The sequence below is a fragment of the Anaeromusa acidaminophila DSM 3853 genome, assembly GCF_000374545.1.
In the GTDB taxonomy this organism is placed as follows: domain Bacteria; phylum Bacillota; class Negativicutes; order Anaeromusales; family Anaeromusaceae; genus Anaeromusa; species Anaeromusa acidaminophila.
This window is the reverse complement of sequence record NZ_KB894583.1, coordinates 85501-107149: the sequence shown is the minus strand read 5'-3', so window position 1 is coordinate 107149 and position 21649 is coordinate 85501. Positions and strand designations below refer to the sequence as shown.

21 protein-coding genes are annotated in these 21649 nt (G+C 51.2%); 11 read left to right on the top strand and 10 right to left on the bottom strand.

Annotation, left to right across the window (positions count from 1 at the left end):
• Nucleotides 1-20: 20 nt before the first annotated feature.
• Genes C508_RS0102260 through C508_RS0102250 form a run of 3 tightly spaced genes read right to left on the bottom strand, consistent with a single transcriptional unit; the run spans nt 21 to nt 2243 of the window.
• Nucleotides 21-794 (bottom strand): IclR family transcriptional regulator, encoded by a 774-nt coding sequence (locus tag C508_RS0102260; RefSeq protein WP_018701913.1) that lies wholly within the window; start codon nt 792-794, stop codon nt 21-23.
• Between the two features lie 23 nt (nt 795-817).
• The gene (locus tag C508_RS0102255; protein ID WP_018701912.1) at nt 818-1576 is read right to left on the bottom strand and encodes an amino acid ABC transporter ATP-binding protein; all 759 of its coding nucleotides are present in this window, start codon (nt 1574-1576) and stop codon (nt 818-820) included.
• Between the two features lie 13 nt (nt 1577-1589).
• Nucleotides 1590-2243 carry an amino acid ABC transporter permease gene (locus C508_RS0102250; protein WP_018701911.1) on the bottom strand — a complete coding sequence of 218 codons (654 nt, stop codon included), beginning with the start codon at nt 2241-2243 and terminating at the stop codon, nt 1590-1592.
• A 236-nt stretch (nt 2244-2479) separates the two neighbouring features.
• On the opposite strand from C508_RS0102250, the gene C508_RS0102245 reads away from it, so the two are divergent.
• The 4 genes from C508_RS0102245 (at nt 2480) to C508_RS20230 (ending at nt 5715) form a co-directional block, all read left to right on the top strand.
• Nucleotides 2480-2845, top strand: a complete 366-nt coding sequence (locus C508_RS0102245) for a P-II family nitrogen regulator (protein WP_018701910.1) — start codon at nt 2480-2482, stop codon at nt 2843-2845.
• Between the two features lie 170 nt (nt 2846-3015).
• The gene (locus tag C508_RS0102240; protein WP_018701909.1) at nt 3016-4332 is read left to right on the top strand and encodes an ammonium transporter; all 1317 of its coding nucleotides are present in this window, start codon (nt 3016-3018) and stop codon (nt 4330-4332) included.
• A gap of 287 nt (nt 4333-4619) precedes the next feature.
• A complete protein-coding gene (locus C508_RS0102235; protein WP_018701908.1) occupies nt 4620-5549 on the top strand; it encodes a LysR family transcriptional regulator in 930 nt (309 codons plus the stop codon).
• 13 nt (nt 5550-5562) lie between these two features.
• Nucleotides 5563-5715, top strand: a complete 153-nt coding sequence (locus tag C508_RS20230; RefSeq protein ID WP_018701907.1) for a hypothetical protein — start codon at nt 5563-5565, stop codon at nt 5713-5715.
• A 137-nt stretch (nt 5716-5852) separates the two neighbouring features.
• Here C508_RS20230 and C508_RS17625 read toward each other — a convergent pair whose 3' ends face one another.
• Complete coding sequence (locus C508_RS17625; protein WP_018701906.1) at nt 5853-7049, bottom strand: DEAD/DEAH box helicase; 1197 nt, start codon at nt 7047-7049, stop codon at nt 5853-5855.
• Between the two features lie 189 nt (nt 7050-7238).
• On the opposite strand from C508_RS17625, the gene C508_RS0102220 reads away from it, so the two are divergent.
• Together C508_RS0102220 and C508_RS0102215 are read left to right on the top strand one after the other, a co-directional pair.
• Nucleotides 7239-7886 (top strand): YczE/YyaS/YitT family protein, encoded by a 648-nt coding sequence (locus C508_RS0102220; RefSeq protein WP_018701905.1) that lies wholly within the window; start codon nt 7239-7241, stop codon nt 7884-7886.
• A 28-nt stretch (nt 7887-7914) separates the two neighbouring features.
• Nucleotides 7915-9282: an N-acyl-D-amino-acid deacylase family protein gene (locus tag C508_RS0102215; RefSeq protein ID WP_018701904.1), complete on the top strand. Its 1368-nt coding sequence runs from the start codon at nt 7915-7917 to the stop codon at nt 9280-9282.
• 254 nt (nt 9283-9536) lie between these two features.
• On the opposite strand, the gene C508_RS0102210 is transcribed toward C508_RS0102215, so the two are convergent.
• The 6 genes from C508_RS0102210 to C508_RS0102185 all read right to left on the bottom strand — a co-directional run bounded on the left by C508_RS0102210 (nt 9537) and on the right by C508_RS0102185 (nt 15674).
• Nucleotides 9537-10049 (bottom strand): hypothetical protein, encoded by a 513-nt coding sequence (locus C508_RS0102210; RefSeq protein ID WP_018701903.1) that lies wholly within the window; start codon nt 10047-10049, stop codon nt 9537-9539.
• Nucleotides 10050-10132: 83 nt separating this feature from the next.
• Nucleotides 10133-10987, bottom strand: coding sequence for a carcinine hydrolase/isopenicillin-N N-acyltransferase family protein (locus tag C508_RS0102205; RefSeq protein WP_018701902.1), 855 nt, complete (start codon nt 10985-10987; stop codon nt 10133-10135).
• A 42-nt stretch (nt 10988-11029) separates the two neighbouring features.
• The gene (locus C508_RS19300; protein WP_018701901.1) at nt 11030-12592 is read right to left on the bottom strand and encodes a sensor domain-containing diguanylate cyclase; all 1563 of its coding nucleotides are present in this window, start codon (nt 12590-12592) and stop codon (nt 11030-11032) included.
• 283 nt (nt 12593-12875) lie between these two features.
• Complete coding sequence (locus tag C508_RS0102195) at nt 12876-13433, bottom strand: GNAT family N-acetyltransferase (protein ID WP_018701900.1); 558 nt, start codon at nt 13431-13433, stop codon at nt 12876-12878.
• 199 nt (nt 13434-13632) lie between these two features.
• The gene (locus C508_RS0102190; RefSeq protein ID WP_018701899.1) at nt 13633-14676 is read right to left on the bottom strand and encodes a TIGR00266 family protein; all 1044 of its coding nucleotides are present in this window, start codon (nt 14674-14676) and stop codon (nt 13633-13635) included.
• 398 nt (nt 14677-15074) lie between these two features.
• A complete protein-coding gene (locus tag C508_RS0102185) occupies nt 15075-15674 on the bottom strand; it encodes a nitroreductase family protein (RefSeq protein ID WP_018701898.1) in 600 nt (199 codons plus the stop codon).
• A gap of 190 nt (nt 15675-15864) precedes the next feature.
• On the opposite strand from C508_RS0102185, the gene C508_RS0102180 reads away from it, so the two are divergent.
• The 5 genes from C508_RS0102180 to C508_RS0102160 all read left to right on the top strand — a co-directional run bounded on the left by C508_RS0102180 (nt 15865) and on the right by C508_RS0102160 (nt 21588).
• Complete coding sequence (locus tag C508_RS0102180) at nt 15865-17067, top strand: pyridoxal phosphate-dependent aminotransferase (RefSeq protein WP_018701897.1); 1203 nt, start codon at nt 15865-15867, stop codon at nt 17065-17067.
• A gap of 326 nt (nt 17068-17393) precedes the next feature.
• A complete protein-coding gene (locus C508_RS0102175; RefSeq protein ID WP_018701896.1) occupies nt 17394-18326 on the top strand; it encodes an ABC transporter permease in 933 nt (310 codons plus the stop codon).
• Nucleotides 18326-19195, top strand: coding sequence for an ABC transporter permease (locus C508_RS0102170; RefSeq protein ID WP_018701895.1), 870 nt, complete (start codon nt 18326-18328; stop codon nt 19193-19195). The genes C508_RS0102175 and C508_RS0102170 overlap by 1 nt, the downstream gene beginning before the upstream one ends.
• 12 nt (nt 19196-19207) lie before the next feature.
• Entirely contained in the window at nt 19208-19996 is a 789-nt protein-coding gene (locus C508_RS0102165) for a serine hydrolase (RefSeq protein ID WP_018701894.1), read from the top strand.
• Complete coding sequence (locus tag C508_RS0102160) at nt 19996-21588, top strand: peptide ABC transporter substrate-binding protein (protein WP_018701893.1); 1593 nt, start codon at nt 19996-19998, stop codon at nt 21586-21588. The genes C508_RS0102165 and C508_RS0102160 overlap by 1 nt, the downstream gene beginning before the upstream one ends.
• Nucleotides 21589-21649 lie beyond the last annotated feature (61 nt).

The following is a 21649-nucleotide window of genomic DNA, read 5'->3' as shown; positions in this document are numbered from 1 at the left end:
ACAAACCAGCAAGCCTAGTCTTAGCGCATCGCTTGGGAGATAGCTGCCGCTGTCCGGCGAACGCCAGCAATTACTTGGGCTTTCTGCTCGCCCTGGATGCGAGCAGACGGCCCTGAAAGACTAATGGCCGCTACAATTTCCCCGGAAGCCCCTAAAATGGGAGCGGCAATACAAGTAAGCCCCCATTCCAGCTCGTCTTTATCCGTACCATAGCCTTCACGGCGAATCTCCGCTAATTCCTCCTGCAGCACAGACCAAGACGTAATGGTCTTTTCAGTAAAAGCTGGCAGCGGCTGCTCTACAAACCGACTCAAAAACTCTTCCCCCGCATACGCCAGCAAACATTTCCCTAAGGCCGAACAATGCGCCGGCGTTGTCGAACCCACAGGCGGCGTCAGGCTGAGAATTTTTTGACTCTCTATTTTATCAATGACAATTTGCCGCGGATATTCTTCACTGCTGCGGTCTAAAACCGCTAAATGTACGCCCTCGTTAAAGGCGTCTGCAAGTTCTTGCGCATAGGGTCTGGCGATACGATTAATAGGCAATTTTTCCTTCATCGTCATGGCGATAGAATACAATTTCAACCCCAGCCAATATCTTCCGGTTTGCATGTTTTGTTGTACAAAGCCTTTTTGTTCCAACGTGGCCAACGTACGATGCACCGTGCTTTTATGCAATCCCATGGCTGCCGCAATTTGCGTGACGCCCATTTCCTGTCCTTGATTTTGCAGCAGAAGCAGCAATTCCAACGCCCGATCCACTGAATAAATTCCCTCTTTTTCACCGGCCATGGCGCACCTCCTTGCTGACAAAACTACAGTATCTTATCCAAAAATTCGCGTGTCCGCTCTTGCTGCGGCGCACGGAAAATCTGCTCTGGCAAGCCTTCTTCCACGATTTCCCCTTGATCCATAAAAATAACCCGATTGGCTACTTCCCGCGCAAAACCCATTTCATGGGTAACAACCACCATGGTCATGTGCTCTTCCGCCAGCTGGCGCATGGCTTTCAGTACTTCCCCGGTCAGTTCCGGATCCAGCGCCGACGTCGGTTCGTCAAACAGCATAATATCCGGCTGCATCGCCAACGCCCGTGCAATGGCTACACGCTGTTTTTGACCGCCGGACAAGCTGGAAGGATAGCTATCTTTTTTCACCAGCAAGCCCACTTTGTTCAACAGCTCTTCCGCCAACGGCAAAATCTCTTCTCTCTTCATGCCCTTTACTGTCATCGGCGCTTCGAGCAGGTTCTGCAGCACCGTCAAATGCGGAAATAAATTAAAATGCTGGAACACCATGCCCATTTTGCTGCATATCTGTCTGGCCCGTCCTTCATCCGCGTATTGGCAAGCGCCGTTAGAACCCGGGCCTGCTAACTGCTCCCCTTCGATCTCAATCAAGCCGCTGTCAATGTGTTCCAACCGGTTGAGGCAACGCAAAAACGTACTTTTCCCCGAACCGGACGGTCCGATGATCGCGACAACCTCGCCTTTTTCCACCTCCAGCGAAATGCCTTTAAGCACTTCTACGCCGGAAAATTGCTTATGTATATCAATCGCTCGAATCATTTTCATTCCTTGTCACCGCCTATTCTTCGTAGGTGTTATAGCGTTTTTCCAGCCATTGGAAGCCCCAGGTAAGCACCAAGGTCATGACCAGATAAAACACAGCCGCCACCAGAAACGGCGTCGTACTGAAATCTCGCTGCACCAAGGCCCGCGCCGTACGCAGCAAATCATCCATAGCCAACACATAAATCAAAGAAGTATCCTTAACCAAGGTGATCGTTTCATTACTAATCGGAGGCAGCACGCGGCGTATAACCTGCGGCAAAACAATGCGGCGCATCGTTTGCACATAGTTCATACCCAGCACTTTAGCGCCTTCATACTGGCCCTTCTCAATAGACTGAATGCCCGCGCGGAAAATCTCCGCAAAATACGCTGCATAATTCAGCACAAAGGCCAGCATGGCAGCCGAAAAATCAGACAGCTTCACGCCCACATAGGGAATCAGCGGCAGCGCAAAATAGACAAACAAGAGCTGCAGCATTAAAGGCGTGCCGCGGAAAAGCCAGATATACATGCCGATAAACCGCTGCAGCCAACTGTAGCGGGAAATGCGCCCCAAAGCCAGCCCCAACCCTAAAGGCAGGGAAAGCACAATCGTGACAAAAAACATTTCCAGCGTAACAACCGTGCCTTCCAGCATCGGTCCAACGATATTCAAAATATATTCCATTCTACCGTCTCCCATTGATTGTTTTCTTCCAGCACCGCGCTAAAGAACCGATGCCTTTCTCATTGTACATGAAGAACGGCTTTCATGCCAGTCTTTCCTGCTTTTAACGCACGTTTCCTAATTGCTTCCGCCTCCAAAATCGTTTACACTAAGAAGGTACATGCTTCATCGACGCTCTTAGCTTTTTTTTCAAACAGAATACGCTAGATGCAATATAAAATAATGGAGGGACTTATATGGAATCCATCACCAAAATAGAAATCATTACCCGCCCTCATAAGCTTGATGAATTAAAAGAAGCGCTTAACGCCATTGGCGTTACCGGCATGACCGTCAGTCAAGTTTTTGGCTATGGCTCCACAAAAGGCCATACTGAAGTATATCGCGGTCATGAATACGCCATTAATCTGCTGCCTAAAATCAAAGTGGAAACCGTTGTTTGTGAAGTTCCTGTCGAGCGCGTAGTTGAAACAGCGAAACGCGTTCTTCGCACCGGCGAAATCGGCGATGGAAAAATTTTCATTCACCCCCTAATCAATGCGGTCCGCATCCGCACAGGCGAAGAAGGACCAGACGCCATCAAAGACCCTACTCCTTCTTAATTTTTTACAAATCATCTAGGCAAAACTAGTTATTCATGATATAGTTGTTACATGCCGACATAGTGGCGACGTAGCCAGTAATAAACACGAAGAAATTCCCTTGCGGAAGCTTCGTGTTTGTTACTGGTTTTTTTGTTTTTATTGTATACATTAATCAAGGAGGACAAAACATGGAAATCTCAGTACATTCTCTGGCAGTAGGTTTAGACACTGTATGGGTGCTTCTTTGCGCCGCCCTTGTTTTTCTAATGGAAGCAGGCTTCGCCATGCTGGAAGCGGGCTTTATTCAAAGCCGTAATTCCCTTAACATTATTATGAAAGTGCTGGTAGACTGCGCTGCCGGCATGCTTGGATATTTTGCCGCCGGCTTCGCCCTCATGTATGGCGCTGATGCCGCAGGCCTCATTGGCACAAACGGCTTCTGGGTCAGCGGCGACCTATCCCATTTGAATCTGAGGATTCCGGTCTACGCCTTCTGGCTCTTCCAGGCTGCTTTTGCCATCGCCATGGCGACCATTGTTTCCGGCGCTGTGGCGGAACGCATGAAGTTTGCCCCGTACATTGTCTTCTCTTTTGTGGCTACTGTTTTCATCTACCCCCTGGCTGGCCACTGGGTCTGGAGCAGCGAAGGCTGGCTGAACCAACTGGGCATGCTCGATTTTGCCGGTTCTGCGGCTATCCATGCTTTAGGAGGCTGGTCCGCTCTGGCTGCGGTTTGGGTGCTTGGCCCTCGCAGCGGTCGTTTTAACAAAGACGGCAGCGCCAATGTCATGCCCGGTCACAATCTGCCTTTGGCCGCGCTGGGCGCTTTCATTCTCTGGTTTGGCTGGTTCGGCTTCAATCCGGGCAGCACCCTTTCCGGTCTTGATACCAACATTGCCCGCATCGCCGTCAACACCAACCTGGCAGCTGCCGCAGGCGGCATGGCCGCTACGCTTTTAACGCTTTTCCGTTACGGCAAAGCCGATCCCAGTATGGCTATCAATGGGGCCCTGGGCGGTCTTGTGGCTATCACTGCTGGCTGTGCATATGTAGAGCCTATCAGCTCCATGGTTATCGGCGCCATTGCAGGCGTACTCATTGTCGCCGCGGTTCCCTTCTTTGACTCTCTGCGCGCGGACGATCCGGTGGGCGCTATCGCCGTACACGGCGTCTGCGGCACCTTCGGCACCGTTGCCGTTGGTATTTTTGCCGAAAATGGCGGCCTTCTCTATGGCGGCAGTACGGATCTGCTTCTCATCCAGCTCCTCGGCGTAACGGCTGTTTCTCTTTGGGGCTTCGGCTCTACTTACGCCGCTTTCAGCGCTCTTAAGGCCATCTGCGGCATTCGCGTTTCCGTCGAAGACGAACACGAAGGCCTAGATCTCAGCGAGCATGGCATCACTGCCTACAGCGAACTGGAATATGGCGCTTTAAAGCCGCTGCACCACCCCATCCTGCGCCCGACTCCCCTCGCTGCTAAAGAAGAAGAAATCCGTTCCGTCTAATATTGGAAAAATGGAACAAACAAGAGAAAATGAGGATTAAACATACGAAACGGCCTGTGCATAGCGCGCAGGTCGTTTATTTTTCTATACCAGAGTTTATAAAACGAACCGCGAAATACACGAAATACGCGAAAGGGGTTTTGAATTATACAAAGTACTCCGGGTTTTCCTCTCTCCATCTCTTTGCGGCATACCGCTCATTCCCAAGAAGAATTTTCTTTCCGCCGCCAAGTGCAGTACAATGCAAGTGGGAAGAAAAATCCTACTTTTCGAAAGGCGTGAACCCCTTGGACATTTTGCATTTGACCTATTTTGTAGAAGTGGCGAAGCAAGAAAGCTTTACCAAAGCTTCGGAAACTCTTTTCGTTTCCCAATCCAGCATCAGCAAACTCATTAAAAACCTGGAAAGCGAATTGGGCCTGCCCCTGTTTGACCGTACGCCGCGCGGCGTCTGTTTGACAGAAGGAGGCGTCCGCCTCTTTGAAAAGGCCAAAGTCATTTTGGATACGTTTCACGGCATCCATGACGACCTGTCCGTCTTTACCAGTACGCCCCGGGGCCGCTTGCGCATCGGCATTCCGCCGCTGGTACAAACGCTGGACAACCTGCCCCGCATTGTCGCGGAATTTAAAATGCTGCACCCGCTGATTCAGCTAAGCCTGATTGAAGTCGGCTCCCGCATGGTAGAACGCAAGATCGACAACGGCGAATTGGATGTCGGCATCGTTGTTCTCCCGACCAAGGCGGAAGCGGAACTGGAATTAGTCTCCTTTCTGCAAGAACCGCTGCAGCTTATCGTGCACAAAGAGCATCCCCTAGCGCAACGACCGGCCGCCGACATAGGCAACCTGCGCGAAGAATCCTTTGTCCTCTACCGGGATGACTTTGCTCTGCGCGATCACATCATGGATACCTGCCGTACTCACGGCTTTACGCCCAAAATTGTCTGCGAAACCGCCCAATGGGACTTCATGGTCGATATCGTCGCTTCCAAACTAGGAATTGCTTTTTTACCACGCAGCGTTTGCCTAAAAATCCACAATGATAATATTCAAACGCTGCCCTTGATTAGCGAAGTCAAGCCTTGGCATTTGGCTTTCGCCTGGAAAAACACAAATCTTCATCAGGCTACGCGAGCCTGGCTTGAATACGCTTTTCAAATTTTCGGCATCCAGCACCAGGTTTTCAACATGGCGGAACATCATGATAATTCATAAGGAGGGATTTGCTATGACTCAACGTGCAGGAACGATTTCTTCGAAAGCTATACCTTTTGAAAGTATGCCTGACAGCAACTTCGTCGCCTTAAGCATGGGCGTATTCAGTACCGTACTCTTTCTGGCGCTCGCTGTCGTTTCCACCTTGTTGTACCAATCGCTCTAACACCCACCGAGTAAGAGCAAAGCAGCTTTGCCTACTAACCGAAATCTGCCGGCTGAACGCTTCCACCCGCAGACCGGCGGAACCCAACAAGCCAAAAGACACCTGTGAGTCGCTCACAGGTGTCTTTTGGTTATCACTTATTTTTTTACAGGTTTGATTGGCTTGCTCCGCTTCACAGGCTCTTGCTTACGCGCCTGGCGCTGCAAGAAACGACCTTTATTGAGGAAATACTCGTGCATATCCGCTTGCAAGCTGCGCCGACAGCGCTCCAGCCTGGCCATTTCTCCCGATGTCACCAAGGAAATTACCATGCCTTCCTGTCCGGCCCGGCCTGTTCGCCCGGCGCGATGCAGATAGGTCTGCGGCTCATCAGGGAAATCCAAATTGATCACATGGGTAACGCCCGGAATATCAAGGCCTCGAGCCGCTAAATCCGTCGCTACCAGCAAGGAAATTTTCCCTTTACTAATTGACTCCAGCGCTTCCTTACGTTCCTGCTTGCCTGCATCCTTGCGCAGACCCCCTACCTTTACGCCGTGATGCTGCAATTTCTCCAGCACCATTTCCAGCCGTCCCTGCTGCTCTACAAAAAGCAATGCCCGTTTGACGTCTAACGCATGCAGCACTTTGCGCAGCTCGTCCAGTTTTTCCCGATGTTCTACTTTCACATAGCAATGAACCAACTGCTCCGGCAGCTTCACGTCCGCCGCCGCTTCAACCCAATTGACCTTCTTTTCCAAGCGTTCAATCACTTTTTGCGTCCGCGCCGGCAGCGTCGCCGACACCATCAGCAATTGCCGCTGCGCCGGAATCTCTTTGACCACAATTTCCACGGTCGGCGCATTTTGTTCGTCCAGCAGCCGATCCACTTCATCCAACACAAGGGTATGCACACTATTCAAAGCCAGCTTGCGTTTACGCAGCAGCTCCAGTATGCGCCCCGCCGAACCAACCACAATTTGCGGTTTTTTCTTGAGCGCGTCAATCTGCCGCGTTAGCGCCGCGCCGCCAATCAGAGACGCCGCCTTCACATCCAAAGCCGCTTCTTGCGCTAACGCGCCCAGAACGCGGTAAATTTGCATGGCCAGCTCATAGGTCGGCGCCAAAATCACCGCTTGCACTTCTTTCTTCGCTGGGTCAATGCGCTGCAACAGCGGCAGCAAATACGCCAGTGTTTTCCCCGTCCCCGTGGCGGAACGGGCCGCCACGTTTTCTCCGGCCAACACCCGGGGTATCATCTCTTCTTGTATCTGCGTCGGAACCTGCAGCTGCTGAGCGGCCAAAGCCTGGACCAGAACCGGCTGCACCCCTAATTCTTCAAAGGATTTACTCATGTCATTTCTCCTTATTTCGCACACTTAGGAAACTACTGTTTCTCTATCCTACCATAAGCACCTCAAAAAACCAATCTCTCCGCTTATTTAGTACACTTTTCCGGCTAACATTCGCCGCAACAAAGAAGTGATGTAACCTTATTCTTGTGTTATGATAGAAGGAAACACAAAATACAGGGAGGAGATTCTATGGGTAAGCGTATCGTCTTTTTAATGTGGGGTCTCTGCCTGTTCGGGTTCGGGATTGTACTGACTGTAAAAAGCAATCTCGGTACCGCCCCTTGGGACGTACTGCACCTGGGCCTCACCAACTATCTGCCGCTGACGCTAGGACAAGTTTCGCAAGGCTGCGGCGCTCTGGTAATCGCCTTGAGCTGGCTTCTAGGCATCAAGCCTGGCTGGGGCAGCCTAGCGAATATGATTTTCATCGGCTTTTACATTGATTTTTTCATGTGGCTGCCTTTCCTGCCTTCGCCGACAGCGCTTCCCTACCAGCTCTTCATGCTCCTATTGGGCATCTGGATCATTGGTTGGGCTAGCTACTTTTACCTAACCGCCGCCTTCGGAGCCGGTCCGCGGGACAGTTTTATGGTCGGCGCCGTGGCGAAAACCGGCCAACCGGTATGGCTCATCCGCACCCTGCTGGAAAGCAGCGTCGCAATTGGGGGGTATTTTTTAGGCGGTCCTATTGGACTTGGCACCATTATTATCGCCTTGACCTTGGGCCCCTCCATTCAGTGGGCCTTCCGAATTCGTAACGAACGCCCCGAAGACATTCAACATCGCAGTTTTTTCAAAACCGCTGTCAAACCGCTGGCCAAAGCCAGCAATGAATAAATGAAGCCAAACAGGAGTCAATCGCATTATGTATGATCTTGTCATTAACAATGGAATTCTCTTCGACCCAGCGCGTCAATTGCGCCTGCAAGGGCATGTAGCCATAAAAGAAGGTCGCATTGCCGCCATCCGCAGCGAGGAACCTTTTGCAGGAAAACAGCAGCTGGATGCCGCCGGTCATATTGTCTGCCCCGGTTTTATCGATATGCACGGCCATATCGACGCCGCCCCCTACTGCGCAGAACTTTCGCTGCGCCAGGGCATCACAACTACTGTCGGAGGCAACTGCGGCGCCAGCCCCTTAGACCTGGAAGAATTCTTCCGGCAACAAGACGAAACCGGTTTCCCCCTGCACCAGGCGGAATTCATCGGCCATTCAACACTACGCCGCACTGTCGGCGTCGAAGATCCGCTGCAGCCCGCCACCAATGAACAGATTCTCGCCATGGAGCGTCTATCATCCCAAGCGCTGGAAGCTGGCGCTTGCGGACTTTCTTTAGGCCTTGCCTATGTTCCCGGCAGCTCTACGGAAGAAGTGCTGCGTCTCAGCCGCCTAGCCGCTCGCTTTGGCCGCCTTATTTCCATCGACACCCGGCTTCTCAGTAACAACGACCTTTACTCTCTAGTAGAAGCCATCACCATTGCCCGCCAGACCGGCGCGCGCATGCAAATTTCTCACCTTGTCTATCAATACGGCACCGGCATGGTCAAAGAAGCGCTGACCGTCATCTCCAAAGCCATCCAGGACGGCCTGGACATCCGCTTTGACAGCGGCATGTACACGGAATGGGCCACCCATATCGGCACCGTTCTCTTTAATGAAGAAGCCCTAGCCCGCGAAGAGTGGAAGCTGGAAGACATCATTGTCATCACCGGACCGCATCACGGCCAGCGTCTGACGCGAGAGCTTTACGCCCACCTGCGCGCCGAAGCCCCTACTACGTCCGTCGTCGTACTGACAGGCATTGAAGAAGAAATCTACCAGGCGCTGCTGCATCCTTCGGCTATGCCCTCTACCGATACCGGAGCTTACGATCCCGGCGAGGGACATCCGCAGATTGCCGGCAGCTTTCCCCGATACTTCAAAAAGATGGTTGCAGACCGTTACGATCTCAGCCTCATGGAAGCCATCCGCAAAGCTACCCTGCTTCCGGCGGATACCCTAGGACTATTACAAAAAGGGCGTCTCGAAGAAGGCATGGACGCGGATATCGTCGTATTCGACATCCGCTCACTCAGCGACAAGGCCACCTTCTTCACTCCCGACGCAGCTCCTACCGGCATTGACTATGTCATTGTCAACGGCCGCTTAGCACTGGAGCATGGCATCATCCGAGACAACAAAGCCGGCCGCAGCATCCGCTGCCAATGCCCTGCTTACGATTACCAGATTTAACGAGAGACAGGGAACCGAACAGGAGAATCGGAGGGTTTGCAGGAGGGCTACGGAAAGTCACAAAAGCTCACCGAAATAAGAAAACCTTTTCGCGTCTTTCGTGTATTTCGCGGTTCGTTAGCAACATCTCTCGGATTTATTATCCAACCGCGAAAATCGCGAAAAGCACAAAATTATACTTCCGTATCAAAAAGCAAGTCCGTATCACAGTTAAATGTGGTACGGACTTTTTTAATGAGCATCGTTTATGAACTTTATTCGGCCGCTGTTTTCGTCGTTGTCGCGGTTTTCGTTTCATCGCCGCGCACATACAACCGAATCTGCTTGGCCGCTTTAGAAAGAGCCAGCTTATACGCTTCCGCCTCAGTCTGCACCGTAGCCCGACAGTCAAGCAGCTTTTTCTGCTGCAGCACGCCTGTTTTTGCATCCCGAATCAGTACAGTCGCACTAAGATGATACTGAACTGCATCTTTCCCCGCTAAAAAGCCGGGCATTTGCACTACTTCGCCGGTCACCTTTTTCACTTCAACTACAGTAGCCGCATTGGCGTCATTTTTCTGCAATCCAAACTCGGCTAAAATCGCTTTGTTTAAATCCGCCGCCAGCAGCGTATTATCCTGAAGCTCCTCCGCTGGAAGCACGGAAAACGCTACCGTAAGATCCTTGACCGCTTTCACCGTTTTATCGTCTTTAGGCGCAGCCTGCGCTGGAAGCGCCAGCAAACAAACTAGGCAGCCCAGCAGCACGCCACGAAATAATGATTTCATATTCATCCCTCCCAAGAAGAGTACATTCGGCGCAAGAGACCGTTTTCCTGCCAAAGAAGCAACTGCACCCCTCTTCTCCATCCTTATTCTTTAAATATATCCTTTTCCGAAAGCCGCATCGTTTGTTCATTACCTCGTCCCCAAGGTGTTTCTCGTATTTTAACGTAAAGCGCCACCTGTCCTTGCTGCGAAAAATGAATTATCATAGCCCCCAACGTTTGCGTTATTGTGTCCGTGCTGCCGCTACGCCAGATGCTTTTATCAGGACCGTTGGTTTGGTCATTACTGAAATCGATAAAATTCTGCATAGAATACGGCTTGCCAGTTCCGTCTAACAGCTGAGAAATCCGTTCATACCGCGCCATGCTCGAAGCTCCTGGCTGCAGGTAATTAGCCCCTTGCATTGCTTCTTCTACATAGTGATTAGTATGAAATAAAGCACCATCCGAAGTCTGCCTAACGGCAATGTTTCCTTCGGGGACAATCTCTACATACGCCACCTTGCGTTTATCCGCCAAAATCAAATACTGAGGCCCCACAAACAAGTCCCTCAGGGCCAACGCCTCGTCAACGCTGCTGCATTTTGTCAATAATGGTTTCAATATGCCGCCTTTGTAATGCGGCATGGCGAGGCGATCCGCCCTTTTAATCGTCCCCGCCGTAGCGCTAAATACAGCGCCCCCTTGCTTGTTCAGCCCTCCAGCTAGCGAATTTGCTTCGCTAGCCCCTTTAAACCAGCCATAATATGCATAGCCGTCTTCCGGTTGAACCAAACGTAGTTCCTGGTACTGCGGCGTCCAATCACGATTTTTAGCAACTAAAAAGCCTCCATCCTCTACCCAACCGCCGCTAGCGCCATACAAGGTACAGGCCTGAGCCGCCCCTAACGCACTAAAAGCGACACAGATACTTATGAAAAAAGTCTTAATCGTTCTCATGCGCCTGGCCTCCCGGGGTTTCAGTTCCTTCTAATACACCCTTCATTTATTCACTTGAAAAAGCTTTTGCCCATATTGGCTTAAGCGTTTTGCAAAAAGCTCTGCATATTTCAAGCGATTCTCTTCCTTTTCCTTATACATCAACGTGTCGGCTTCTTTGATGATTGCGTTAGTACTAGTAACATCAGTAGCCTGGCCGATCGACCAACCAATGGAAACGCTCACAGGAACAGCGCCATGCTCTCGATTGTGCGCTGCAATCCTGTCACGAACCCGCTGGCAGGCTTCTTGAACAGCAACCTCCTCTGCCATATGCATGACAACGGCAAATTCGTCGCCCCCTAGACGTATAACCAGATCATTGCGATTGAAACACTCTTTGATCTCTCTACCTACAGCCGCCAGTAAGACATCCCCCGCATCATGTCCGCAAGTATCATTGACCAATTTGAGCCCATCCACGTCAATGGAAATAAATCCGATGGGATTGAAACGTCCTGTGGCCAGACGTAAAAGTTCATGCTCCAAGTAATTGCGATTATATAAACCTGTCAGAGCATCACGAAAACCAATCTGCAATAGTTTTACTGTGGATACGTAAACAACCGCGATGACTAACAAAAAGGCCATAACTAAAAATACGCTAGTCAGCCAAACAAACCGAAAGGACGAAGCGAGAATCTCGTCTGTATCCTGGACCAAAATCAAATACCAATCACTCACATGATTAAGGCCATGAAAATCAAACTTCATCACATGATAGGTTTTATCGACATCATCCACAAACAGCTCAAAATGCTCCTCGCCATTTACAATGCGAGATCGTACCAGCTCATATTTCTTGGTTATTTCTTCACTAAGAATAAAGGACTTTTCAGGGTGAGAAATAGGCAAACCTTTCTCATCTACCATAAACATATAGCCGGTTTGCCCCATTTTGACGCCATTGACAAATTTATCCGTAAAATGCCGCATAGGCATTGCCACGTGTATGGCGCCTACAAAGACTCCATCCTTCCGAACCGGCAAGGAAATAATAAAAGCAGGGTTTCCATAAATCAAGCTGCGATATACATGAGTAATCACATTGGGCTTGCCTTCATCATAGATTGACTTCGCCATAGGATGCTCTACATTTGATTTTCCAATCGAATCGCCTCTGGTCGAATCTGCAAAGAACACCCCGCGTTTAATGACATGTTGCCTACCGTTCACAGCCGTCAATTCAAAACTAAAATCCGGGCGCAAATTAGCCGACAAGGCAATATTTTCATAGAAACCATTCTTTTCATGAAAAGAATGCAAGAAGTCATTAGCGCGCGCCACCGCTGCGACATCCGCAGGCTGAGCGCAAGCTTCAATAACCCTTGCATCCTCGGCAAGCATCGCTAAAACCACCAACTGATCGTCAAGCCAAGTCTGGAGCGTTTTATTCGCCTGATCGAGAATTTTATGGCTAACATCGCGGTTAATTCGCATCTGGTTATGACTGTCTAAATAAAAAATCGCACTCGCCAAGCCTACAAATACGATCAATAACACCGGTAAGATCAATTGCAAATATCGAATCGCAACTCTTTTGGGAATACTGGTAGTGTTTTTCATGCACGCTCCACTTCTTTTGGAAAAACCTTCGTTCCCCTACGCTGCTCTGTTTCCAACGAAAAAGCAGCTTTATTTTCAATTTATTAAAATTAAATTCTATTTAAACATAACCAACTCCTGCCAGAATATGCAATTTTCAAACGGATCTTCTGAAAGAGTTAGCGAGAAAATCTCCACTGAAAATAGAAAAAGCCCTCGCCAGCGCATTTGCCTTAACGAGGGGCTTAGCCTTTCATTCTTTTGCCGTCCTAATGAAAACGGAGCCACCACCACTTCCGCACCATTATATATATTCATTTTTAATTCTTGAAAACACGGCAGTATCTCTTAGTATTCCATTTGGGGTAAGAGAGTCATTTCGAAGAACTCCTTTTAATACAAACCCCGCCTTTTTCGCTACGGACTTACTTCTTAAATTATGATAGTCACACCTTATTTCAACCCTATTCATTTCTAGTTTAGTAAAAGCCACTTCTGCTACCGCTTTGGATACTTCTGTTGCATACCCTTGTCCTTGACAGGATGTCCTAATCCAGTAGCCGATTTCAGCTTTAGGAACAGACCAATCAATTCGCTGCAACCCTGCACATCCTATAAAAAAGTTTCTTTCTTTGGTAAAAATATAAAATTGCAATTCTTTTTTGCTAGTAAATGCATCTATGGATTGATTTATGGTTTCTGCACATTCATCCAGCGAAGGAACTTTCTGCGCCCATTTCAACCATAATTTAAGATCTTCGATAGACTCTTCCACCGCGCTATGCAGCATTTCCCTATACGCTAAGCTAGGCGCTCTAAGTATAACTCGTTGTGTTGCAACAGATTCAATAATGTTCTGCATGCGGCTTCCTCCAAAACGCACCAAGACGGTTTTCTTTTTTTCGATCTATACTATTTCGAACAAACTATTACTATTTAATTTACCATAAAAGCCCAACACTCCTGCAAATTCCAAACACATTTTACAGAGAGCTATGGCAGAATAAAGCCCCCGTCAGCGCTTTCGCGCCGACAGGGGCTTTCGTTCTTATTCACCTATTTTAGTCGTCGTCATCTCCGCCGAAGAGGCCGCCGAGACCGCCTAAGACGCCAGCGCCGAGAACGGTTTTGCCGAGGACGCTGCCTTCTTCACGACTGCCTCCCTGCGACGGCGCGGCGGCAAGCATACGGCCCGCCAGGCGCGAGAAGGGCAAGGACTGGAGCCAGATGCGGCCTGGACCCTGGAGGGTGGCAAAGAAGAGACCTTCGCCGCCGAAGAGAGCCGTCTTGATACCGCCAGCCTGCTGGATATCAAAATTCACGCTGGGCTCAAAGGCTACGACGCAGCCGGTATCCACATGCAGAGTTTCTCCCGGAGCCAAACGCCGTTCAACGATGGTGCCGCCAGCGTGAAGAAACGCCATGCCGTCACCGTCCAGCTTCTGCATGATGAATCCTTCGCCGCCAAAAAGGCCTGTCAGAATTTTGCGCTGAAAATAAATCCCCACCGCAACGCCTTTGGCAGCGCACAAAAAGCTGTCTTTTTGGCAAATAATTGTACCGCCCATGTCCGCCAAGTTCACGGGAATAATATTGCCGGGGTAGGGTGAGGCAAAGGCAGCGCGCGCCTTACCGCCGCCTTGATGGGTAAATACGGTCATAAACAAGCTTTCACCGGTCAGCACGCGTTTGCCTGCGCCAATCAACTTGTCAAAAAAACCGCCGCCGGATGAGGAGGAGCCATCGCCAAAAATAGTGTTCATTTCAATCGAAGGGTCTTTGTACATCATCGCGCCGGCTTCAGCAATAACGCTTTCTCCCGGATCCAGTTCGATTTCAACAAACTGCATTTCTGCACCCATGACCTGGTAATCGATTTCATCCGCCATCCGCGCCCGCGACGGCGGAGGCGGAGGCGCTACTTGACCTGGAGTCGGCGGAACTCCTATTCCTTGATTCAGTTCCGCTAAACTGCCAATCGGCACCCAGCCTGTAAAGCCTTCCTTCCAGGCCATACCCTGGGGATATTTTCTCGCTTCCTGCTTCGCCTGCTCCTCGTCAAAAGGGCCAAATGTCTGACCTTCATGGCTTAAATACCAATTCATCTGTCCACACTCCTTACCGTTGATTATAATCAGTCCCTAATTAGCAAAGTTATAAATTGGAAACCATGGATTATTTCGCCTTAGAGCGGTATTTTTCCTGCTAACGCCAACATGGCCCTTTCCGTGCGACGTTCCACGGAAAGGGCCATTCTACAATGAGTTAATTGCTATCTAGCTATTCTGAAAAGGTTTAACATTTTAACGCAAAACGCCAATAAGTCAATTTTTTCAAGAGAGCTGCTTATTTAACGAACGCTCTGCAAAAATGAGAGTTTTTTTCGTAAGACGCGAAAGAAAACGCAGGCATAGCGGCGCTCTGCCGAGGCTTTCTGACAAAGTCTAACGGGAAAAAGACCATTTTAGCATGAGATGTGAGTAAGTCAGCAGTTCTCTATACTCTAGCTAGAAAACCGCACCCGTCCATCCAGTGGCTGGAATTCTTTTTCGTTGGGCTGAGCCGACGGTTTGCCAAATGGCATCTGTGCGATAAGACTCCAACTTTCGGGAAGGCTCCAACGCTGACGCACTTCGTCTTCAATCAACGAACCGTAATGCTGCAGCGATGCGCCAAAGCCCGCTTCCTCCAACGCCGTCCAGACCACGAACTGCAGCATGCCCGACGCATGCTGCGACCAAATTGGAAAGTTTTCCTGATACAGCGGGAATCTTTCTTGCAACCCTTTTACAACTGTTTGGTCCTCAAAGAAGAGAACCGAACCGTAAGCTTTACGGAAAGCGGCGATTTTCTCTTCCGTCGGACCAAAAGAATCAGCCGGCACAATCTTGCGCAGCGCCGCTTCAACAATATCCCAAAGCGCATTTTGTTGCTCTCCAGTCACAACCAAAACACGCCCGCTTTGGGAATTAAAAGCCGTTGGCGTATGGAGCACGGCATTCTCGATAATACTGCGCAGCCGTTCCTCACTAATCGGACTTTCTTTTGCCAGACTATAGTAAGTTCTTCTTCCTTTTACGGCTTGCCAAAAATCTCGGATCATACTAAATCCCTCCTTGAACGATGTTTGTCTTTAACCATACTATAGCACTAGGGATTGCCTTAATCAATAATTATTTTCCATTACTTTTTCAGAAGCTATACAACTCGCTTCGCGGGCAGGAATCCGCCGCCGCATCGTGGAATACAGGGCATAGCGACTTTACAGATTTTACATTGCCAGGAGGATGCGCATGAAAACAGCAGAGCGGGTTAATCGTCTGGGCATTGAGAATGCCTTTGAGGTTTTAAAAGAAGTTCAAAAGCTGGAATCCCAAGGAAAACAAATCATCAGCTTTGCCATCGGCGAACCTGATTTTGACACGCCGGAGCATATTAAGGAAGCCTGCGTTCAGGCGCTCCGCCATAATCGCACCCACTACAGCCCTTCCGCAGGCATTTTGCCCCTACGCCAGGCCATTGCCGACTATATCGGCCGCACGCGGCAGCTTTCAGTCGCGCCGGAAAACGTGGTAGTCACACCTGGGGGCAAGCCGATTATTTATTACAGCATTCATGCCTTGGTCGATCCCGGGGACGAGGTCATTTACCCCAACCCCGGTTTCCCCATTTACGAGTCGGTGATTCGCTTTGTCGGCGGCGTGCCGGTACCGGCGCCGCTTTTAGAAGAAAAAGGCTTTTCTCTGGATGTGTCGCATCTGGAAACGCTGATTACACCGAAGACCAAATTGATCATCCTCAACAGCCCCCAAAATCCCACCGGCGGCCTCATCCCCCTTGACGATTTAAAACGCATCGCCGAGTTAGCCATTCGCCACGACCTTTGGGTTCTTTCCGACGAAGTCTACAGCCGCCTCATCTACGAAGGAGAGTTTGCCAGCATCGCCTCTCTCCCCGGCATGCAGGAGCGAACCATCATTCTAGACGGCTTTTCCAAAACCTATGCTATGACAGGCTGGCGTCTGGGCTACGGCGTTATGAACAAGGACTTGGCGGAACTCGTAAGCCGTCTTGTTACCAACTGCGAATCCTGCACGAACACGTTCATTCAAGACGCCGCTGTTGCGGCTTTAACGGGTCCTCAAGAAGCGGTGGATTCTATGGTGCAGGAGCTGCGCGAGCGCCGCGCTTTGATTGTCGAAGGCCTCAACGCCATCCCCGGCTTTCGCTGCCGCGCTCCGGGCGGCGCGTTTTACGCGTTTCCTAACGTGACCGAAGCTTGCCGTCTCTACGGCTTCCATGACGCCAAGGAGCTGCAGCAGTATTTGCTGTATGAAGGCCATGTGGCGGTCTTGCCTCGGACCTCCTTCGGCCAACGCCACTCTTTTGAGACGGAGGAATATCTGCGCTTTTCCTATGCGACTTCACCGGAGACCATCCGCGAAGGGCTGGCGCGTATCCGCAAGGCATTAGAAAGACGGCAGGCAGAATTTTAAACAGGAGTAGAGTGAGTAAAGGGAGGGCTACGAAATACGTGGCTTGAACAAGAGAATCGGAGAATCGGAGGACACGAACGAGGGATATAAGAAAGCATTTCTTTAGATATAATTCTTGCCGTTCCAAGGAGCCAGTGCTTTTAGGCGCGCTCCGGCCAATCCCCCTGTCCCTGCGGGCCATCCCCCTTTAGTAAGGGGGACTTCTTGGTCTCCGCTCCAGTTCCTGCCGCCCTTGTCAAAGGGAGGTGCCGCCACAGCGGCGGAGGGATTCAAAAGGAGATGTGTTTTTCTAAAAAATCTAGCTCCTAAAAAAGGAGGTTTACCTATTGCTACGTGATGTTTTGCAGCGCTGCGCAGGGTCCTGCCTGGTGCTGCTGGCTATTGTTACTTTTACATTTTTTCTAATGCACGCCATTCCAGGCGGGCCGTTCACAGGGGAAAAGAATCTTCCTCCGGTGGTTTTAGCCCATCTGGAGGCGCATTACCATCTGCAAGACCCTTTGTGGAAACAGTATGCGGATTACCTGCTGAATTTAGCACAGCTGGATTTAGGGCCTTCCTTTAAATATGAAGGCCGCAGCGTTAACCAGATTATTGCCGAAAGCTTTCCGGTGTCTCTGCAGCTCGGCGCTAGCGCGCTGGTGCTGGCTTTGGGCGCAGGCATTCCTTTGGGCTGCTTGGGTGCTTTGCGCAAAAACCGCTGGCAGGATCACGGGGCGATGGCCGTCGCGATTATCGGCATGTCTGTCCCCTCCTTTGTACTGGCCACCTTGCTTGTGCAGGTTTTCGCGGTACAATTGGGCTGGCTGCCTGCGGCGCTCTGGGAAAGCCCCGCCTCCCTCATCTTGCCGGCGCTTTCCTTGGCCGCCTACCCGTTGGCCTTTATCGCCCGCTTAACGCGAAGTTCCATGCTGGAGGTGCTGTCTCAGGACTACATCCGCACAGCCCGCGCCAAAGGTCTGAGCCTTTGGGCCACCGTGTACCGGCATGCTTTAAAAAACGCCCTCTTGCCGGTAGTAACCTACCTCGGCCCCATGGCGGCTTCCATCCTTACAGGCAGCTTTGTTGTGGAAACCATTTTCGCCCTGCCCGGTTTAGGCCGCCATTTCATCACCAGCATTTATAACCGCGATTATACGGTCATTCTCGGGGTAACCGTATTTTATAGCGTTCTTGTGATTGTGTTTAATTTAGTAGTTGATCTTTTATATCCGCTATTAGACCCTCGCATTAAGCGCTTTGAGAAAGGTGGTAACTGATGAACCAGCCTGAATGCGCCCAAAATCTTTTACCGCCTCCGGCTTCGCCTTGGCAGCGCCTCCAGCGCCATAAGGCGGCTATGGCAGGCTTGTATTTTCTTGGCGCTCTATTTTTGATTTGCTTGTTTTTCCCTATGATGTCTTCTCTTTCCTATGCGGATCAAAACCTTTGGGAGGCCAACGCCGGTCCTAGCGCCGCGCATTGGTTCGGCACCGACTCGCTGGGAAGGGATCTCTTTATCCGCGTTCTTTACGGCGCTCGCATTTCTTTAGCCATCGGCGTCGCCGCCAGCGTCATTAACCTGTTGATCGGCGTTACGTACGGCGGCATCGCCGGTTTCTTCGGCGGACGCACCGACCGCATCATGATGCACTTAGTGGACATTCTTTACGGCATTCCCATGCTGCTCTATGTCATTTTGCTGATGGTGCTGCTCAAGCCGGGATTGACCAATCTGTTTCTGGCATTGGGCATTGCTTACTGGCTGGGCATGGCGCGCATTGTCCGCAGCCAGATTCTGACTTTAAAAGAGCGGGAATTCGTTCTGGCGGCTCGTTCCTTGGGACTAAGCCCCTGGCGCATTCTTTTCCGCCATCTGCTGCCCAACTGCAGCGGCCCCATCCTGGTAACAATGACGCTGGCCATTCCGGAAGCCATTTTTGCCGAGGCCTTTTTGAGCTTTATTGGCTTGGGCGTCGCCGCTCCCATGGCTAGCTGGGGCGTTCTGGCGTCCGAAGGGCTGACAAGCGTCCGCTCCTATCCTTACCAGCTTCTTTTTCCGTCTTTGGCCATCAGCCTTACCATGCTGGCCTTCAACTTCCTCGGCGACGGGTTGCGCGACGCCTTGGATCCTCACAGCAAACGTTAGGAGGCTTTCTTCATGAAGCACTTACATACAAAGCTAGAACAACTTGCCGCAAGCTGTCCTTGCCGCTGGAGCGTTGTCGTTACCGACGGCGACGGACGCAATGTCTATTCACTTCGTCCGGATCTCATCTATCCTTCGGCCAGCATGATCAAAGTACCCATCCTATTTGAAATTCTGCGCCAAGCGGCTGCAGGGACCTTATGCCTGCAAGATCCGCTGGCTCCTTCCGCATCCTGCCGCGTTGGCGGCGCCGGCATTTTAAAAGAGTTGAACCCGTCTCTGCCCCTGAACATCCGCGATTTGTGCGTATTGATGATCTCCCTCAGCGACAATACCGCTACAAACACACTCATTGAACGAGTAGGCATGGCGGCGGTAAACCAAACGATGAGCGACTTGGGCCTCTCCCATACCCGCCTGCAGCGACGCATGATGGATTTTGCCGCTGCCGAAGCAGGTCTGCAAAATGAAACGACCGCAGCCGACGTGGCCAAGCTGTATCAGCTTCTGCTTAATGCGCAAGGGCTACCCCCTGCTTACGCCGCGCTGGCTTTAAACATTCTCAAAACCCAGCAGGTTCGCGACAAAATCCCCTTCTATCTGCCGGAAAGCGTATCTTTAGCCCACAAAACCGGTACCTTGGATGGCGTCGAGCATGACGGCGGTGTTTTGTACCTGCCTGCAGGTCCCTATATTGTCTGCATTTTCGCTGACGGCCTGCAAAGCAACGCCCACGGGCTGCAGCTTATCGCCCAGATGGGCCGCGCTATCTACGACGCCCTGCTGCAGGAGGAATGCTAATGCCTATCTCCTTGCGCCTTCTTGCTGTACTTCTGCTGCTGTTCGCTTTAACCGCAACCGGCTGCAGCCGCCAACCGCAGCAATCAGAAAATACCCTGCGCTATGTATTAGAAGCCGAGCCGGCCACTTTAGATCCGGCTAAATCTACGGCCATCCCGGAATCCTTGGCCGAGCTGCAGCTTTTTGAAGGTTTGACCCGTCTCGACGCCAAAGACCGGCCTCTTCCCGGCGTGGCAACGCAATGGGAAATTTCCGCTGACGGCCTGCGGTACACCTTTCATCTGCGCCCGGATGCCCGCTGGTCCAATGGAGAAGCGCTAAGTGCTCACGATTTCGTCTATGCCTGGCGACGCGCTTTGGACCCGGAGACGGCTTCAGAAAACGCCTACATGCTGTACGCGCTGAAGAACGGGCAAGCCTTCAATGAGAAAGAAGCGGCCCCGGAAGAAGTCGGAGTCCGCGCTTTGGATGAGCACACGCTGGAAGTCACCTTGGAAAAACCTACGGCTTACTTTCTCAGCTTGGCTTCGTTCCATGCTTTTTATCCCGTCCACCGCGCCAGCATCGAAAAGGCGCCGGAAAGCTGGTCTTCCCAAGCGGAAACGCTTATCGGTAACGGCCCCTTCCGCCTGACCGGCTGGGTGCATCACGGCAGCTTGTCCTTCGCCAAAAACCCCTACTATCGCGATGCCGTCTCCATTCGTCTGGACGGCATGTACTGGCCCATCGTGGACGCCCAGGCCACCCGCCTGACGCTGGTGGAAACCGGCCAAGCGGACATGATGGTCGAACCGCCGGTTGTAGAGCATGATCGCCTGCAAAAAGAAGGCCTCTTGCGCATCGCCCCTTATCTGGGCCTGTATTATTATGTGTTCAATACCCAGGCCCCGCCTTTTGATCGTGTGGAAGTGCGCCGCGCCTTTGCGCTTTCCTTCCAGCGGCAAGCTCTCATTACCCAAGTAGTCAAAGGAGGCAAACTCCCGGCCTACGCCTGGGTTCCTCCGGGCCTGACCAATCCGGCTACCGGCCTTGATTTTCGCCAAGAAGGCGGCGACCTAATCCGCGAAGACGCAGCCGCCGCCAAAACAGCGCTGCAAAAAGCAGGCTATGGAAATGCGATGCCGCCAGTCACGCTCCTTTTCAACACCGGCGAAATGCATAAAGCCATTGCCGAAGCCGCTCAAGAAATGTGGAAGCAAAGCTTGGACGTCACTGTCACCCTGACCAATCAGGAATCCAAAGTCTTTCTGGCGTCCCGCACGCGCGGCGAGTTCCAAATCGCCCGAGCTTCCTGGATTGGCGACTACGCCGACCCCATGACCTTTTTGGACGTTTTTAAGGACGCCACGAATGACGCCAAATACCAAAATCCCCGCTACAATGCATTGATTGAAGAAGCGCAAAGCGCCCTTGATCCGGCGCGCCGCATGGCGGCCATGCACGAAGCGGAGCAGATTCTCCTTGATGATGCTGTCATCCTGCCTATTTACTACACCACCCAGCCCTATGTAGCCAGCCCCCGCCTGCAAGGCGTCTCCTGGTCAGTGCTGGGCCTAGCGGACTTTAAAAATGCTTACTTAGAAAACCGCTAGTTTATTCGTATCTCACGCTAAAATGGTCTTTTTTCCGTCATACATCGTCAGAAATCCTCGG